Annotated in this window: 14 protein-coding genes; 11 read left to right on the plus strand and 3 right to left on the minus strand. The window is 40.9% G+C overall.

All coding sequences use genetic code 11. From position 1 onward, the window contains the following. Positions 1-28: 28 nt before the first annotated feature. Together NQT65_RS10800 and NQT65_RS10805 are read left to right on the plus strand one after the other, a co-directional pair. A complete protein-coding gene (locus NQT65_RS10800; protein WP_256851174.1) occupies positions 29-2,011 on the plus strand; it encodes a marine proteobacterial sortase target protein in 1,983 nt (660 codons plus the stop codon). Continuing rightward, the gene (locus NQT65_RS10805) at positions 2,008-2,607 is read left to right on the plus strand and encodes a class GN sortase (RefSeq protein WP_138684480.1); all 600 of its coding nucleotides are present in this window, start codon (positions 2,008-2,010) and stop codon (positions 2,605-2,607) included. Before NQT65_RS10800 ends, NQT65_RS10805 begins: the two co-directional genes overlap by 4 nt. Here the strand turns inward: NQT65_RS10805 and NQT65_RS10810 are convergent. Beyond that, positions 2,496-3,461 carry a DMT family transporter gene (locus tag NQT65_RS10810; protein WP_256851175.1) on the minus strand — a complete coding sequence of 322 codons (966 nt, stop codon included), beginning with the start codon at positions 3,459-3,461 and terminating at the stop codon, positions 2,496-2,498. The genes NQT65_RS10805 and NQT65_RS10810 overlap by 112 nt on opposite strands. Before the next feature lie 116 nt (positions 3,462-3,577). Here NQT65_RS10810 and proB point away from each other — a divergent pair, with 116 nt between their 5' ends. From proB to NQT65_RS10835, 5 genes are all read left to right on the plus strand, one after another. Beyond that, positions 3,578-4,681, plus strand: a complete 1,104-nt coding sequence (gene proB / locus NQT65_RS10815; RefSeq protein WP_024033166.1) for a glutamate 5-kinase — start codon at positions 3,578-3,580, stop codon at positions 4,679-4,681. Between the two features lie 360 nt (positions 4,682-5,041). Then, a complete protein-coding gene (locus NQT65_RS10820; RefSeq protein WP_024033165.1) occupies positions 5,042-6,016 on the plus strand; it encodes a GGDEF domain-containing protein in 975 nt (324 codons plus the stop codon). 55 nt (positions 6,017-6,071) lie between these two features. Continuing rightward, on the plus strand, positions 6,072-6,431 hold the full coding sequence (locus NQT65_RS10825; RefSeq protein WP_004586118.1) for a glutathione S-transferase N-terminal domain-containing protein: 360 nt from the start codon (positions 6,072-6,074) through the stop codon (positions 6,429-6,431). A 45-nt stretch (positions 6,432-6,476) separates the two neighbouring features. Beyond that, on the plus strand, positions 6,477-7,961 hold the full coding sequence (gene gltX / locus NQT65_RS10830; protein ID WP_024033164.1) for a glutamate--tRNA ligase: 1,485 nt from the start codon (positions 6,477-6,479) through the stop codon (positions 7,959-7,961). Positions 7,962-8,122: 161 nt separating this feature from the next. Beyond that, entirely contained in the window at positions 8,123-8,422 is a 300-nt protein-coding gene (locus NQT65_RS10835) for a hypothetical protein (protein ID WP_024033163.1), read from the plus strand. Positions 8,423-8,426: 4 nt separating this feature from the next. Here the strand turns inward: NQT65_RS10835 and NQT65_RS10840 are convergent, their stop codons facing one another. Further along, entirely contained in the window at positions 8,427-8,819 is a 393-nt protein-coding gene (locus tag NQT65_RS10840) for a hypothetical protein (RefSeq protein ID WP_256845413.1), read from the minus strand. Positions 8,820-8,986: 167 nt separating this feature from the next. Here NQT65_RS10840 and NQT65_RS10845 point away from each other — a divergent pair, with 167 nt between their 5' ends. The 3 genes from NQT65_RS10845 to NQT65_RS10855 all read left to right on the plus strand — a co-directional run bounded on the left by NQT65_RS10845 (position 8,987) and on the right by NQT65_RS10855 (position 12,299). After that, positions 8,987-9,688 (plus strand): DUF3581 domain-containing protein, encoded by a 702-nt coding sequence (locus NQT65_RS10845; RefSeq protein WP_126008014.1) that lies wholly within the window; start codon positions 8,987-8,989, stop codon positions 9,686-9,688. Positions 9,689-10,015: 327 nt separating this feature from the next. Beyond that, complete coding sequence (locus tag NQT65_RS10850) at positions 10,016-11,266, plus strand: DEAD/DEAH box helicase (RefSeq protein WP_004586123.1); 1,251 nt, start codon at positions 10,016-10,018, stop codon at positions 11,264-11,266. A 55-nt stretch (positions 11,267-11,321) separates the two neighbouring features. Continuing rightward, positions 11,322-12,299 carry a sensor domain-containing diguanylate cyclase gene (locus tag NQT65_RS10855; RefSeq protein WP_138684477.1) on the plus strand — a complete coding sequence of 326 codons (978 nt, stop codon included), beginning with the start codon at positions 11,322-11,324 and terminating at the stop codon, positions 12,297-12,299. A 74-nt stretch (positions 12,300-12,373) separates the two neighbouring features. On the opposite strand, the gene NQT65_RS10860 is transcribed toward NQT65_RS10855, so the two are convergent. Next, a complete protein-coding gene (locus tag NQT65_RS10860; RefSeq protein ID WP_024033159.1) occupies positions 12,374-13,330 on the minus strand; it encodes a methylenetetrahydrofolate reductase in 957 nt (318 codons plus the stop codon). 259 nt (positions 13,331-13,589) lie between these two features. Between NQT65_RS10860 and NQT65_RS10865 the strand changes: the two genes are divergently transcribed. Then, entirely contained in the window at positions 13,590-16,469 is a 2,880-nt protein-coding gene (locus tag NQT65_RS10865; RefSeq protein WP_256851176.1) for a M16 family metallopeptidase, read from the plus strand. Positions 16,470-16,540: the final 71 nt, after the last annotated feature.

Raw genomic sequence — 16,540 nt, forward strand, 5'->3', positions numbered from 1 at the left:
AAAGTTAAGCGTTCGATGGAGTGATTTTATGTTGAGTAACCCAACCAAAATGCTTACTAAAGTAAGCATTTTTATTTTCTTAGTGGCTGTGCTTCTACTTAGTTTTAATAGCCGTGCACAGTCGCCCAAGCTTGAACTTTTTGACAGCAGCGGCGCATCTGTCGCGCCGGCAATTATATTAAAAAGCGATGCTAACATGACCCTAACCGGGCTGATAAATCACGTGGTCGTTAAGCAAACTTATCAAAACGATAATCCGTTTGCGGTAAATGCGCGTTATGTGTTTCCGCTACCTGATGAAAGCGCCGTACATGCGATGACGATGCGCATAGGTGAGCGAGTCATAAAAGGCCAAATAGATAAAAAAGTAGAGGCCGAAAAAAAGTATCAGGCAGCTAAAAATGCTGGCAAGCAAGCCGCACTTGTACGCCAGCAGCGCGCTAATATATTTATTACTAACGTGGCAAATATAGGCCCTGGCGAGCAAATTGTGATAGAGCTTGAATATCAAGAGATCATTGATTATAGCAATGGCACATTTGCTATTCGCTTCCCAAGTACTATTACGCCGCGCTATCACACAATAAGCGCAAATATTGAAGCTGAGCAAACTAGCCTAACCCATGCTCCTCAGGGGTGGTTAAGCCCTGTGTATAGCAAAACGCAGCACAGTGAGGCGCCAAGCAGCCAATTTAGTTTAAATATTGATATAGATGTAGGCTTAGAGCTTGTAAATATAACGTCTAAATTTCATCGTGTAGAAGTACAAAATCCGGCCTTTGGGCAATATACGGTTGCTTTAAATGAGCAAACGGGGGCCAATCGCGACTTTGTACTTGAGTTTAAACCGCTGCAAAAAGAAAGCGCACAAGCAGCATTTTTTACCCAGCAGTTTGAAAACGGCGACCGATACGGGCTTGCTATGCTTATGCCGCCAGCAGATCACTTTACACAAACGCAGCGCCTACCACGCGAAATGGTGTTTGTTGTAGATACCTCAGGCTCTATGCACGGGCAATCTATGGAGCAAGCTAAAAAGGCTCTGTTTTATGCGCTGTCTTTGCTTGATAGCAACGACAGTTTTAACATTATTGGCTTTGATAATGTGGTTACCCCCATGAGCGATAAACCCCTTATTGCTAGTGACTTTAACTTACGCCGCGCTGAGCGCTTTATTTATAGCCTAGAGGCCGATGGCGGTACCGAAATACAAGGTGCACTTGATGCGGTACTTGATGGCAGCAGCTTTGAAGGCTTTGTACGTCAAGTGGTGTTTTTAACGGATGGCAGTGTAAGTAACGAAGATGCCTTATTTAAAAATATTCAGCGTAAATTGGGTGATAGCCGTTTGTTTACTGTAGGCATTGGCAGTGCACCCAATAGCTTTTTTATGCGCCGCGCAGCTGATATAGGTAAAGGGTCATTTACGTTTATTGGCAGCACAAATGAGGTTCAGCCTAAAATGCAGCAGTTATTTGATAAGCTTGCTCATCCCGCTATCACTAATTTAGCACTTCGCGATGAAAGCACTCACAATTTAGATTTTTGGCCATCACCTTTGCCTGATTTATATTTTGGCGAGCCAATAATGGTGGCTATAAAACTAAATGATACGAATCAAATTACGCTTAGTGGGCAAACCGCTCAAGGCCCTTTAAATATAAAGCTAAGCGCACAAAATAGCGCCAACGCAAAAGGGATTGATAAGCTGTGGGCGCGCCAAAAAATTAAATCGTTGCTTTTGTATAATGACCGACAGTCAGTTAAAAATGAGGTGCAAGGGCTTGCGCTCACACATCAACTACTGAGTCCGTTTACTGCTTTTATAGCTATTGAACACACTCAAATTAACGAGCCTGCAAAGCAAACGGCACTGGCTAAGAACGCAGCGCCACAAGGACTGGCTATGCGTTTACCACAAACCGATGGGCAAAGCCGACTGTACATATTGCTGGGCTGCATTTTATTACTTGGCTATGGCGCGTTTAAAATAAACCGAGGGCTTAAATGAAAAAGTGGCTAAGTGCGGGCTTATTAATCGCCGGGCTGGGGCTGTTTTCTCATGGTGCTTATATGCAAGCCAAGGCATGGCTTGCCCAAGTATTAATAGAGCAGGCCTGGCAAGAGGCGCTTATTACGCCACACGCTCGTGTTAAACCGTGGTTTTACGCCGACAGCTTTGTAACCGCGCAGCTTAACTGGCCTGTGCATAATAAAGTGCTTAGCGTTTTAGCTGGGGCAAGTGGTCGTAATTTAGCATTTGCACCAAGCCATTTTTTACCAGGGGCAAAGCTTGGAGATAAGCATGGCGGTGCGTTAATAGCGGGTCACAACGATACCCACTTTGCATTTTTAAAACACACCAAAGTGGGTGAAACGTTTACGCTGCAGCTGCAAAGTGGCGTAATACAGCATTATAAAGTGAAGGGGATTGAGGTAATTCATCAATCCCAGCAGGCGTTTTTACAAACCCCAGGGCTTTATTTATTAACCTGTTACCCTTTTGACTCGCTGGCATCGGGTACTGATTTAAGATGGCTTGTATCGGCTGAGTTGATAGGGTCATCGCCAGCTTCATTAAGCGGTATATCTACCACCAACTCTTGATGTCGTTGGCTTATCATCACCCCTGCAAAAACAACTAATATACTCACCCACTGCCAAAAATCGAGTACTTCACCCAAAATAATGGCCGATAAAATAAGCGTAAAAATAGGGATTAAATTTGAATAAGCTGCAGCCGTTAATACCGACACTTTGCCAATTGCATAGTTATACATACCATAGCCACCTAAGGTGACAAACGAGCCTAAATACAAAATGCTCATAAGGGCGGTTAGGTCATGCTGGTTTTCGCTTGGTAAGTCGATAAAAAATAAAAACGGTGCAAAAAACACACTGCCGCTTATGCCTTGTAAAGCAATTAGCGTTAACGGCGAGTAGCGATTGGCTAAGTGCTTAATGCTAATGGTGTAAAACGCCGCGCATACCATGGCCATAAGTTCTAAAAAGTTACCCAATAATGGATTAGGGGCCTGATCGGTATTTGGTGAAAGCAAAGTAAGTAAAATACTGCCGCCAATACACAGGGTAAACCCAATCACAATGGCTTTACTTATATACTCTTTAAGCATAAAAAACGCCATCAACGCCACAATAATAGGCAAACACGAAACAATAACTCCCGCCTGAGAGGCCGAGGTGTATTCCATTGCGTGGCCTTCAAATAAAAAGTACAAGCATGGCTCTGCGAGCGACATACCTAATAAGTACTTCCAATCGCCTTTTAAATACTCAAACCTAATTACATAACGCCATAAACACAGCGATAAAACTAAGGTGGTTAGCATGCGTAAAAAGATAACTAATGCAGGGTCGTAAACGGCAATAGCATACTTAAGTGCAATAAAGGAGCTACCCCATAAAAAGGTGGCAATAATTAGGCATAAACTGGCTGGCATAAATGAAATTTTATCAAATTAAATTAACGCCGATCCTAGCATGAATAATTTTAACTTGTTCAAAAATACCGAGCTGGTATAAGTTTATTTATCTTTCATTTTAATAGTAAATAATAATGCGTAGGGAACAGGTAATTGTTGTTAAGCTTGGTACAAGTGTACTAACCGGCGGCACCGATAAGTTAGATAAAGCCCATATGGTTGAGCTGGTTCGCCAATGTAGCGAACTTAAAAAGCAAGGCCACCAAGTTATATTAGTATCAAGTGGCGCGGTTGCTGCGGGGCGCGAACAACTTATTAAACCCTGTGGCCGCGGCCTAATAGATAAACAAATGTTGGCAGCCGTTGGGCAAGGTCAACTTATACATATTTGGCAAAGCTTATTTGCCTTGTATGGCATAAACGTAGGGCAAATGCTGCTTACCCGTGCAGACGTAGATGACCGCGAACGCTATTTAAATGCGCGCGACACCTTAAATGCGTTATTAAGCCACGATGTGGTGCCTATTATTAATGAAAACGACGCGGTAGCAACCGCCGAAATAAAAGTAGGCGATAACGATAATTTATCGGCGCTGGTGGCTATTTTAGCTAATGCCAACAAGCTATTACTGCTTACCGATCAAGAAGGTTTATTTACCAGCGATCCGCGCACAAATACCGATGCAAAACTGATTGACGAAGTCACTCATATAAACGATGAGTTACGCCAACTGGCTGGTGGTAGCGGTACAAGTTTAGGCACCGGCGGTATGGCCACAAAACTACAAGCCGCCGACGTAGCAAGGCGCGCAGGGGTAGAGGTAATTATTGCAAAAGGCGCTGGCAACAACGTTATTTTAAAATGCATGAGTGAGCAATTACCCGGCACGCGGTTTTTAAAACTCACTGCGCCAAAAGATGGCCGTAAAAAATGGCTAATGGCCGGGCCTAAAAGTACCGGCCAAATTATGATTGATAAAGGGGCTATTTCGGCGCTACAAAACAAAGGGGCAAGCCTGCTGGCAAAAGGCATAACCAATGCGTTTGGCCGTTTTGAGCGTGGCGACTTAATAGATTTAATAGACGCCAACAACCAAGTTATTGCACGAGGGTTAACACGTTTTAACCAGGTTGAAGTAAATAAAATTAAAGGCGCTCACTCAGAGCAAATAGGCGAACTACTCGACTTTGATAGTGGCGCTGTGGTGCTACACAGAGACGACTTAGTTTTGCTTTAGTTTTATTTAGCTTTTTTAAATAGCGCGTGTTGCGTATTGGTTATTAGTATTGCGGCTGGATTTAGGTATTTAAGCAAGGCAGAGCCTATGTTGTGTTTAGAATAACGGGTTGTACAAAAACATAAATACAAAGCATAGGCTGTTTTAGGCTCTGCTGTATGTAAGTTATTAAATAATACCGCAGTAGTTATTGAGCTCACCAAGTTACTAAGCTCGCGCTACGATTTAATAGTGCTTAGCTAAAACAAACTTTAATCCACATAGCTCAATGCGACCTAATTCAAAAGTATTGGTTAATTAATTAGCAAAGTTGATGATTTTGTCTAAACTGATTGAAGTTAAAACAGTTTAGGCAAACTAATGAAGGCAAACAATTGCGGGCACGAATGGATAATCAGTCTAACTCAGCAAGAAGAAGAAAGTGATTTAGATGCATCATTAGTGCAGATTATTGGCGACCTACTCGAAGTTGAAAATTTTGCTATTTATATTAATAAGCACTTTAGTGCGCAATTACCGCCTACGCTTATAAACACCCACACCCGCCTTGAAGTATTAGAGTCTAACGAAGCCTTAGCGCTGCTTAATAAAGTAACCCAAAACAAAATAAGAGTAAGCCGTGCCTTAGGTGTAGTAACTACGTATGTGCCAGTGTATTACTTTGGTAAAGTAATTGGCATATTACTCATAGAAACCACAAAAGAGTTAGCGCAAACCACCACAATGCTCGCCGTGCATATTTTAAATATTTATGCCAACCAGTTAGGGCTATTACATAAATCGCGGTTAGACCCTTTAACCGAGCTTTTAAACAGACAAACCTTTGATAAAAAAGTGATCGAAATTGTCTCAGGCAAAGGCTTTTTATTACCCCGTGATGATACAAACGAAAAGCGACGATGGTATTTAGCCATTGCAGATATCGATCACTTTAAACGCGTAAACGACAGCTACGGCCATGTAATAGGCGATGAAGTTATTTTACTTGTGGCGCGGCTGTTAAAAAATAACTTTAGGCTAGAAGACTACGTATTTAGGTATGGTGGCGAAGAGTTTGCGGTGTTATTTCAAACCAAGACCGAGGCACAAGCACATATAGCACTTAACCGTTTGCGCTCAAATATTGCTGAGTATCCTTTTCCGCAAGTTGGGCAGCTTACAATTAGTATTGGCTTTTTAGAGCTGGCAAGTATTGATACTGTATCTAGTATCGTAAACCAAGCCGATATGGCGCTGTATCATTCTAAAAATAGCGGCCGTAATAAAGTGACCGCTTATAGCGAGCTTGAGGTAAATGAAGAAGTGACCACCGATAATAGTATTGAGCTTTTTTGATTGTAAATTTGTGCTAAAATCTGGCTCCTTAAATTGTTGTAGGCAGGCACAAAACATGAAATTCGTTCGTTGGTTTTTAGGTTGTATAATTTTATTCTTTAATTTTGTATTTACTCCTCGCAGTAAAAAGCGTGCAAGCGATGTGCAAGCGCAGCTTGATCAGCAAACCTCACAATTTAAACTTTATCAATTTAAAGCATGCCCGTTTTGCGTAAAAGTACGCCGTGCAATTAAGCGCGAAGGCTTAAAAATAGAAACGCGTGATGCAAAAAATAATCAACAATTTCGTCAAGAGCTGTTAGAGCAAGGCGGCAAAATTAAAGTGCCATGCCTTCGTATAGAAAAAAATGGCCAAGTAGAGTGGCTATACGAATCTAACGATATTATTGCTTACTTAAACAAAGTAGCGGCTTAAACGACCCCCTTAATTTTTATCTCACTTATTAAAAGAGACATTATCATGACAATCCGTACTCGTGTTGCCCCATCTCCAACAGGTGACCCGCATCTTGGCACCGCTTATATTGCTTTATTTAACTACTGTTTTGCTAAACAACAAGGTGGCGAGTTTGTGCTTCGTATTGAAGATACAGACCAAGTTCGTAGCACGCCAGAGTCAGAACAAGCGATTATGGATAGCTTACGTTGGTTAGGTCTTGAGTGGGATCATGGCCCTGACGTAGGTGGCGAATTTGGCCCTTACCGTCAATCAGAGCGTAGCGATTTATACAAAAAATACGCACACCAATTAGTTGAGCAAGGTAAAGCATTTTACTGTTTTGCAACCAGCGAAGAGCTTGACCAAATGCGTGAAGAGCAAATGGCAGAAGGTCTGCGCCCTAAATACGACGGCCGTGGTTTAAACCTCACCGAAGATGAAATTAAAGCAAACCTAGCTGCAGGCAAGCCTTACGTTATTCGTATGAAAATACCAAGCGAAGGCACTTTTAAATTTAACGACTACCTACGCGACGAAATTGAGATCCCGTGGGAAAACGTAGACATGCAAGTGCTATTAAAAGCCGATGGTTTCCCTACGTACTTTTTAGCAAACGTAGTGGATGACCACCACATGCAAATAAGCCATATTTTCCGTGGCGAAGAGTGGATTAACTCAGCACCTAAACTATTAAAACTTTATGAAGATTTAGGTTGGGAAGCACCCGTACTAGGGCATTTACCACTACTGCGTAATCCTGATAAATCAAAGCTTTCTAAGCGTAAAAACCCCACTTCTATTAATTACTATAAAGAAATGGGTTACCTACCAGAGGCCGTGCTTAACTACTTAGGCCGTATGGGTTGGTCAATGCCAGATGAGCGTGAAAAATTCACTCTTAACGAGATGATTGAACACTTCGATATGAAGCGTGTATCACTTGGTGGCCCTGTATTTGATGTTGATAAGCTAAGCTGGTTAAACGGCATGTGGATCCGCGAAAACCTAACAGATGAAGAGCTTGTACAGCGCTTTGTTGATTGGAAGTTTAATGGCGAAATGCTAGCTAAAGTATTACCAGAAGCTAAAACGCGCATTAATACGCTTTCGGACATGGTTGATTTAGCAGGGCATTTTGTAGGCGGCATTCCAACTTACGACCCAGCACTGTTAACGGCGGGCAAAGCTGACGAAAACGTAATACGCCAAGCGCTACAGTTTTTTGTATGGCAGCTTGAAGGTTTGCGTAGTTTTGATAAGCCAGCTATTTTTGCCATTGCAAAAGAAGTTGCTACATTCCACGAGCTTAAAATTAAAGACTTTTTAGAGCCAATATTTGTAGCAATCACTGGTAAAACATCATCTACCTCAGTACTTGATGCAATGGAAATTTTAGGCTCAGACTTATCACGTGCGCGTTTACGTGTAGCGCTTGCTCATTTAGGCATTTCTAAAAAGCAGGCTAAAAATATTGAGCGTGCGTACCGCACATACCCAAGTGCATAATCTTTAGTCATACTTTATAAAAAGCCGAGCTTATTAATTAAGCTCGGCTTTTTTATTTCAGGCTGTTTGGCTATATGTCATCGCGTTTTGATATTGTTTAGCGCAAGCCGTGGCGCTTTAGCAAATGCTATAATGCTGCATGTAAATTTAAAGGAGGCAGCATGATTGCACCTGTAAAAAACAAAGCTTTATTTAGCAGTAATGCCTTTTCAATAAACCTAGTTACTTACCCTACACATCACAGTGTGATGAACCATATAGATCCAGTACAGCAAGGGCGCTACTACAAACTTAATTTTGTACTAGTAAAACCTAAAGCTGGTGGGGTTTTTAAATGCTCAAAATGCATTATTAATTGGTTTAACCGCGTATATTTATTTAGACCCGACAAATACGAGCATAGCGTTTCTAAAATTGAGTCGGGAAAGCGCGTACTACTAAGCTTTGCGCTTAATATATAATTTATTAATAGTCGTAGGCCTGTCCGCTGCATAAAACAGACAGGTCACAATACGATACAGAGATTTCGCTACAAGAATTTATAGTAAAGGCGTTACCGCCTCTGCGCATTGCATCTGCTTTAAGTAAATCTATAGCATTTGATTTTAAGCGATTGTAGCTTATATTATTGTCGCCTCTACCGTCGCCATTGCAGCTTTCGCCTTCTATTCGCCCTAAAAGTTTGGCGCCACTTTCGTGTGCTTCTTGGTCGCTATAAAACTGTTGTAAATCTCGTTTTTTAACGTACGTACCAATTTCCTCAGATAAAACATCGTTATCTATATCGGTATGAAAAGTCACGCTAGAACATCCAGCCAAAGTAGTGAGTACGGTTATTGCTGCAAAAACACGTAACATAATAATTAGTCCCTTATTTAGTTTGGTACCTAAATTACTAACTAGAACAGGTGTGTGCAACATTTACTCTTAAGTTAATTGTATGAATTTGTAAGTGATTCGACCTCTCTTTAAATTTTTTCTGGTAGTATGGGCAGGTTATAAGCAGTTTAAGCAGTGAACAATCTATGTTAAGTCCTTACTTTCAGCAGCATGCTGATTATGTTTCTATCTCTCGTGAGCAAGGGTGTCGTTTCGCAAAGTGCGTTGCCGATGATTACAACCCACTTCATGATAAAGATGCCAAAAAGTTTTGCGCGCCAGGAGACTTACTTTTTTCTTTAGTGTTAGACCGCTACGGTATAAGTGAGCGAATGGAATTTACCTTTGCCGGTATGGTTGACGAAAACACCAAACTTAACTTCCCAGAAGGGGATGATGAGTTTAATGTAACCAACGGCGACAAAGTAATTTTAAAAGTAAAACGCGAAGGTAAAACCAGCAAATGCCCAACACTTACAAATAGCTTAATAAAAAACTATGTTGAGTTTTCTGGTGCTGCATTTCCGCACGTAATTATTCCGCTAATGGGTAAGCAAGATGTAATGATTAACCCAGCGCGCCCTATGGTTATTTACGAGTCGATGATCATTAACCTTGATAATATTAATATTCAAGCACCAACCCTTGAGTTTGCTGAGCCAAGTTTTGAGTACACGGGTAAGCGCGGCAAAATTACCTTGCGCTTTAATTTACTAGAAAACGGCGAAAAAGTGGGTTTTGGTGAAAAGCACATGGTGGTGTCGGGTATTCGTGAATACTGCCAAGCAACGGTTGATGACTTAATCGCGTTTTATAATGAGCGAAAAGCCACCTTAAAACCGGTTTAAAACGTTATTAAATTATAATACCAATCCGCAATAATACTTAATCATTTTTAGGGGCTAAAAGTGTTGCTGTCTGCGTTAAAAAATTCTCATTTAGAACAACTAAATAGCGAATTTTTTGCCTAGCTATCAACACGTTTATCTGTCCTCAAAATAGATCACTTAATTAAGCGGATTGGTATAAAAAAGGCGCTAAATACATTGTTATTTAGCGCCTTTTTTATTGGTGTAGGAAATACAACTAAGCTCAATACTTTTCTGAGCTGGTTAATTTACGCAGTACCGTAATATGCGTACAATAGCGCTCTTTGTTATTTTAAAGCTAAGCCTATGTCTGCCACATCGTTCTCATCTCTTAAACTCGATTCGTTATTACTAACCGCAATTGAGCAAAATAATTACACCACGCCTACCGCAATTCAGGTTAAAACTATTCCGCACATATTAGCGGGCAGCGATGTAATGGGCAGCGCGCAAACAGGCACAGGTAAAACAGCCGCCTTTGTATTACCACTACTACATAAGCTTTTAAATACACCAAAAAAAGATGAGCCAGGCATAGCCCGAGTGGTTATTTTAACGCCCACGCGTGAGCTTGCTCAGCAAGTGTTCGCAAGCTTTGAAAAATACGCCCAAGGCACAAATATTCAAGGCGCTTTAGCGTATGGCGGTGCAAGTATTGGCCCGCAAATTAAAGCGCTTAAAACGGCGCAAGTGATAGTCGCAACGCCTGGGCGTTTACTTGATCATATTGTTAAAGGCAGTGTGGTGCTTTCAAGTGTTGATTCGTTAGTATTTGATGAAGCCGACCGCATGCTGGATATGGGCTTTATTGATGAAATAAAACGTATTTTGCGCCACATTCCGGGCGATCGCCAAACCTTATTGTTCTCAGCCACATTCGATGACAGCGTGTTTGAACTGAGTAAAAAACTACTTAAAAATCCTGAGCTAATTGAGGTTGATAAACGTAACTCAGCCGCCGTTGAAGTAGAACAAGTTATTTACGCAGTAGATGAAGAGCGAAAGCGCGAGCTTGTATCACACATGATTGGCATGAAAAATTGGCGCCAAGTACTTATATTTACACGCACAAAACAAATGGCCGATAAACTTGCCAAAGAAATGTGTAAAGACGGCTTAAAAACTGAGTCTATCCATGGCGATAAATCTCAAGGTGCACGCGACCGTGCATTACAAAACTTTAAAGAAGGCACAACGCGGGTTTTAGTTGCTACCGATGTAGCTGCCCGCGGTTTAGATATTCCAGCGCTTAAATACGTAATAAACTTTGAGCTACCTTACATAGCAGAAGATTACGTACACCGAATTGGCCGTACGGGGCGCGCTGGCGAGCAAGGCCTTGCCATGTCGCTGGTAAGTATTGACGAGCAGTGGTTACTGGAAGAAATTGAAGTACTACTGGATACCCGCTTAGCACCACAATGGCTAGAAGGTTACGAGCCTGATTTAAACAAGCCCCCTAAAGATAACCGTAAAAACACCAACAAAGCGCGTAAAGATCGCGATAAAAAGCGCATTACCGGGCAAAGAGCACCAAGTAAACGCCGCAGAAAGTAGCCTTAAACATATTTATTTGGCTATACTAAGGCCACTAAATAGCTGAGGTATAGTTATGTTTGAAACAGATCAATGGGCGTTTTCTGGTGTCGATGGCCAAATATCATTACATAAATGGCAAAAAACCATTGATCTTATTACGGGGCTTTTTTCGGCCCCCTCTGGTTATATAGTTCAGGCTACTAGTAAAGGTTATCGTGTAGTTATTAGAGCTAATGAAGGTGGCTCACACTTTGAAACCAACCCTATACTCCCTCCCGAAACTCCCTTATTTTGTAAATATGTAGCCGAAAACAACAACACTTTGTATGTTAGCGATACCCGCAGCAATACGCAGTGGAATACCATGCCCGAGGTTATTGAAGATGGCGTTGAATCCTACCTTGGCTTGCCAATTCACTGGCCTGAAGGTGAAGTATTTGGCACCTTGTGTTTAAAAGATTCAAAAAAAACCAGTTACACCGATGAATATTTTGAGCTAATAGAGCAGCTTCGTGATTTAATTGAAGACGATTTAGCGCTTATTTATAGCTTTGAGCAAATGCGTGAAATAGCCATGCTTGACCCGCTTACCAATATTTATAATCGCCGTGCACTTAGCTTACTTGCCCAACACAAACTTAATTTAGCGCTGCGTTTAGGTTTTGATGTGTGTTGCTTGTTTATTGATATAAATGACTTTAAAAAACTAAACGACACTTATGGCCATGAAATAGGCGACCAAGCGTTAATCCTCTTAGCAAATACCTTAAAAATACACTTAAGAGAGGCTGATATAGTAGGGCGTTTAGGCGGCGATGAATTTGTAGCAGTGATGCAAATTAGTGATAGAAGTAAGCTTAGCCATATTATTGATAAAATAAAAATTGAGTATACAAACGCACTATTAGAAAACAACGTATGCGCGCTGACACTCAGCATAGGCGAAAGTTTTACTAATAAACAAAAGCAACCTTTTGATACGTTATTAAATTTGGCCGATCACCAAATGTATAAAAATAAACAAGCGTACAAATTGGCTAAAAAAGCATAATAAAAGCAATACACTTAAATATAGCAACAAAAAAGCAAGCCATTAGGCTTGCTATAAACAGGGAGAATTAGGCTCTAAGCGATTTGTTTTTCGGCTAGGTTTAATTCCATAATGGCTTTTAATAAACGGTATAAGTTTATTGATGCGTCAATTTCTTCTTTACGGTTTGTTAAGCTTTCAATATTTAAGCCTAGTGGCACATCAAGGTGCGCACAGCTTTTGAGTATTAGGTCGAGGTTTTCTCGGCAAATACGTACAGATTCACTTAAGGTATTGTCTGCATCAAGCATGCGCCATTTAGTGGCCTCTGGCACTGAGATACCCAACCATTGCATAAACTCTAAGGTTTTATCGCCACCGCACGGCGTAAACGTTAAAATAATCCGTTTTGGTGTAATACCTTGTGCTTTACAGGTGCGCGCGTAACTTGTTATTAGCTCTATAGTTGCTTGCGCGTCGTAAACCGCTTGCGATATAAAAAACTGACAACCTTGTGCTGTTTTTTCTATAAGGCGCTCGTGTTCATTTCGCTTACTTGAATGTCGCTCAGCAATGGTAACGCCCCCTAAAAAGAAGTCATCACTTTGCTCTGCCAATGTTTTATAGGCATCGGGCAAGCTTAGTTTTATATCACCTACCGATGAGGGGCTACCCACTAAAACGACATTTTTTAAATCGTAGTCGTTTTTAGTTTCATCCAACCAGCCTTTAAACTCCTCTACACCACGTTGTGCTACACTTTTGTAAGTAATGACATCTGGGGCAGATAAATTACGTAGTAAGTGACTGTATTCACGTGGGTCTACAGTTTGTTTAAACGGAAATGGGCGTGCTTTATCTGTACGGCTACTTTCATCTTGAATGTCGTAAATTATTACGCCGTCGTATTCAATTTCGTGTAAGCGAGCAAGTAGTTTTTCTGCAATGATTTTTAGTTGCGCTTTATCAGTACCAATTTTAGGCGGGGTAGTACCAATAAGATAAACACCTTGATTGGTGTCTTCTATTTTTTCTTGTAGTGATAAAGCCATAATCCTCATTCCAGCTTAGTTCAATGTATGTAATTTAATATAGCAGCCATTTAGACGTCTAGATAGATTTATTTAGTGAAAGTTTTTCAATCAACTTGAGCTTTTTTCATACATAAATGTTTTTAAAATAGGGAATTGACACAGTTGTTTACATTATAAATAGCCGTTGGGCTCTTATATTTAGTGGCTTTGGGACATAATCTAAGCGAGTTAGTATTAAACCTAATAACAAATTTGCTCAATTTAAAAAGGGACAACAATGAAATTTAAATTACTAGCAACAAGCTTAGCGGTATCGCTGGCACTAACAGGCTGCGCAACACAGCAAAGCGAAAACACCCAAACGGCACAACAACAGCAAACAACAAAAGCTGACGAACGTGTATTTTCGCAAGAGTACTTAATCGAAGAGCTTGATAACGGCTTACGCGTAATGGTTGTTAAAACTGATTACCCCGATGTAGTCTCGCTGCAAATTCCGGTATCGGTTGGCTCGCGTAATGAAGTAAAAGCAGGTAAAACCGGTTTTGCTCACTTTTTTGAGCACATGATGTTTAAAGGCTCTAAAAAATTTCCGCAAGACGAATACACTGCCATATTTAAAAATGCAGGGGTCGATAACCGTGCTTATACCACTAACGATTACACAAACTACCATTTAAACTTTTCAAAGCAGCATCTTGATAAAGTACTTGAAATTGAAGCCGATATTTTTCAAAACTTAACCTACACCGAAGAGCAATTTAGAACCGAAGCGCTAACGGTTAAAGGGGAATATTTAAAAAATAACGCCAGCCCAATTCGTAAGTTATTGAGCGCAGTACGCGAAGAAGCGTTTGATACGCACACTTATAAACATACCACCATGGGCTTTTTTGAAGATATAGAAGCCATGCCAGATCAAATGGCGTACGGTAAAGAATTTTTTGATAAGTTTTATAAGCCTGAATATGTATCGCTTGTAATTGTGGGCGATGTAGAGCCAGAAGAAACAATGGCTATGGTTAAAAAGCATTGGGGTGGTTGGGAAAAAGGCGATTACGTTGCCGATATTAAAGCTGAGCCAAAGCAGCAAGCACCTAAATATGTACATGAGAAAAACGAAGGTTTGCCTGGTCATTGGTTGCTTGTATCTTACAAAGGGGCTGCATGGGAGCCTGCTAAAAAAGACAGAGCCGCACTTGATTTAATTTCACAGCTTTATTTTTCTAATAACTCCGATTTATACCAAGAGCTAGTTGTTGATAAACAAATAGCGAGTCAAATGTTTACCTACAATCCAGAGACAAAAGATCCTGGCTTACTGCATGTGTTTGTAAAAGTAGAAAACGAAGATGATTTAGCAAAAGCACGCGATGCTATTAACCGCACTTATGCAAAAGCACGTACCGAACTTGTTGATGAGCAAAAACTAAGTGATTTAAAGTCTAACCTTAAATACAGCTTTATTAACGGCTTAGACTCATCGCAAGCGATTGCATCAACCCTTGCAAGTTATATGCATTTTGAGCGCGACCCAGAGGTTATTAACCAGCTTTATAAATCGGCCGACAACATCACAGCACAAGATATTAAAGCTGTGGCTAATAAGTATTTTGTAGATGACGCGCGTACTACCGTAACTATGTCTGCACTTGATAAAGCGCCAGGGTTTGAGCAAGAAACAAGCTTAAACGCATTAGTCGCTAAGCGTGATAAAGCGCCAGAGGCACCCGTATTTAAAGTGCTTGATAAAACGAATAGCTCGCCGCTGATTGATGTAAACTTTTTATTCAATACAGGGGCTGCTGCAGACCCGCAAGGTAAAAAAGGGGTTGCTGCGCTCACAGCCGCTATGCTTGCTCAAGGTGGCTCGCAAAGTACGAGTTACAAAGACATACAAAAAGCGCTTTATCCGCTTGCTGGCAGCTTTGGTTATCAAATAGATAAAGAAATGCTGTCATTCCAAGGGCGTATTCATAAAGATAACGCTGATACATGGTATGCGCTTGTAAGCGATCAGTTACTTAACCCAGGTTTTAGAGATGATGACTTTAAGCGCCTTAAAAAAGAAATGATCGACGGTATTAAGTCGGGATTAAAAGCCTCTAACGATGAAGAGCTAGGTAAAGAAGTGCTTTACAGCGCACTTTACAAAGGCCACCCATACGAAAGCTACAATTACGGGGATATTTCGGATTTAGAAGCACTAACGCTTGATGATGTAAAAGCATTTTACAACACAGAGCTTACCCAATCTAAACTAACACTGGGTTTAATTGGCGCTGTGCCAAAAGCGCTTAAAACCGAAATCATGAGCGATTTAGCAACCTTACCTAAAGGCGAGCAAAGCCGTTTAAGTATTCCTGATGCGCCAGAGCTTAAAGGTCACCATGCCACGATTGTAGAAAAGTCGGCGCAATCTACTGCGGTATCGTTTGGTTTCCCAATTGATACTATTCGTAGTAGTGAAGATTGGACAGCCCTTTGGCTGGTGCGTTCGTACTTTGGTGAGCACCGTAGTTCTAACTCATACTTGTATGAGCGAATTCGTCAAACACGTGGTATGAACTACGGCGATTACGCCTACATTGAGTACTTCCCACGTGGCATGTTTCAAACTAAGCCTGATGCAAACTTAGGACGCTCTGAGCAAATATTCCAAATTTGGTTACGCCCGCTGCGCTCTAATAACGATGCACACTTTGCAACACGTACCGCTTTGTTTGAGCTGGATAAGCTTATTAAAAATGGCTTAACCGAAAAAGACTTTGAAGCAACACGTAACTTTTTAATTAACTACGTACCGCAGCTTGTCGCAAGTCAAAACCGCCAATTAGGTTATGCACTTGATAGTGAATTTTATAACACAGAGTCGTTTGTAAAATACGTGACAAGTAAACTTGAAAAGCTAACGCTTGCTGATGTTAATCGCGTGATTAAAGATAATCTGCAAACAGATAACGTACAGTACGTGTTTATTACCGGTGACGGCGAAGACATGAAAAAACGTTTAGTGTCAGAGCAAACATCGCCAATGGTTTACAACACAGAAAAACCAGCAGCGCTTGTTGCTGAGGATAAAGTCATTGCCGATTATAAATTAGCTATTCCAGCTAAGAACATTGAAGTAATGGCTGTTGAAAAAGTGTTTCAGTAATTAATCTCTTTTTCTAACATATAAAAAATGCCCCAGTGCTTATAGCTTGGGGCATTTTTATTTAATTAGTG

This window comes from Pseudoalteromonas agarivorans, from assembly GCF_024518735.1.
Lineage (GTDB): Bacteria > Pseudomonadota > Gammaproteobacteria > Enterobacterales > Alteromonadaceae > Pseudoalteromonas > Pseudoalteromonas atlantica.

Bases quoted from the DNA above. Each gene is read 5' to 3' on its own strand.
- NQT65_RS10820 (WP_024033165.1), top strand. From the start codon at position 5,042: ATGAAGGCAAACAATTGCGGGCACGAATGGATAATCAGTCTAACTCAG.
- NQT65_RS10840 (WP_256845413.1), bottom strand. From the start codon at position 8,819: ATGTTACGTGTTTTTGCAGCAATAACCGTACTCACTACTTTGGCTGGA.
- NQT65_RS10860 (WP_024033159.1), bottom strand. From the start codon at position 13,330: ATGGCTTTATCACTACAAGAAAAAATAGAAGACACCAATCAAGGTGTT.
- NQT65_RS10845 (WP_126008014.1), top strand. From the start codon at position 8,987: ATGTTAAGTCCTTACTTTCAGCAGCATGCTGATTATGTTTCTATCTCT.
- NQT65_RS10835 (WP_024033163.1), top strand. From the start codon at position 8,123: ATGATTGCACCTGTAAAAAACAAAGCTTTATTTAGCAGTAATGCCTTT.
- NQT65_RS10805 (WP_138684480.1), top strand. From the start codon at position 2,008: ATGAAAAAGTGGCTAAGTGCGGGCTTATTAATCGCCGGGCTGGGGCTG.
- NQT65_RS10850 (WP_004586123.1), top strand. From the start codon at position 10,016: ATGTCTGCCACATCGTTCTCATCTCTTAAACTCGATTCGTTATTACTA.
- proB (WP_024033166.1), top strand. From the start codon at position 3,578: ATGCGTAGGGAACAGGTAATTGTTGTTAAGCTTGGTACAAGTGTACTA.
- NQT65_RS10800 (WP_256851174.1), top strand. From the start codon at position 29: ATGTTGAGTAACCCAACCAAAATGCTTACTAAAGTAAGCATTTTTATT.
- NQT65_RS10825 (WP_004586118.1), top strand. From the start codon at position 6,072: ATGAAATTCGTTCGTTGGTTTTTAGGTTGTATAATTTTATTCTTTAAT.
- NQT65_RS10865 (WP_256851176.1), top strand. From the start codon at position 13,590: ATGAAATTTAAATTACTAGCAACAAGCTTAGCGGTATCGCTGGCACTA.
- gltX (WP_024033164.1), top strand. From the start codon at position 6,477: ATGACAATCCGTACTCGTGTTGCCCCATCTCCAACAGGTGACCCGCAT.
- NQT65_RS10810 (WP_256851175.1), bottom strand. From the start codon at position 3,461: ATGCCAGCCAGTTTATGCCTAATTATTGCCACCTTTTTATGGGGTAGC.
- NQT65_RS10855 (WP_138684477.1), top strand. From the start codon at position 11,322: ATGTTTGAAACAGATCAATGGGCGTTTTCTGGTGTCGATGGCCAAATA.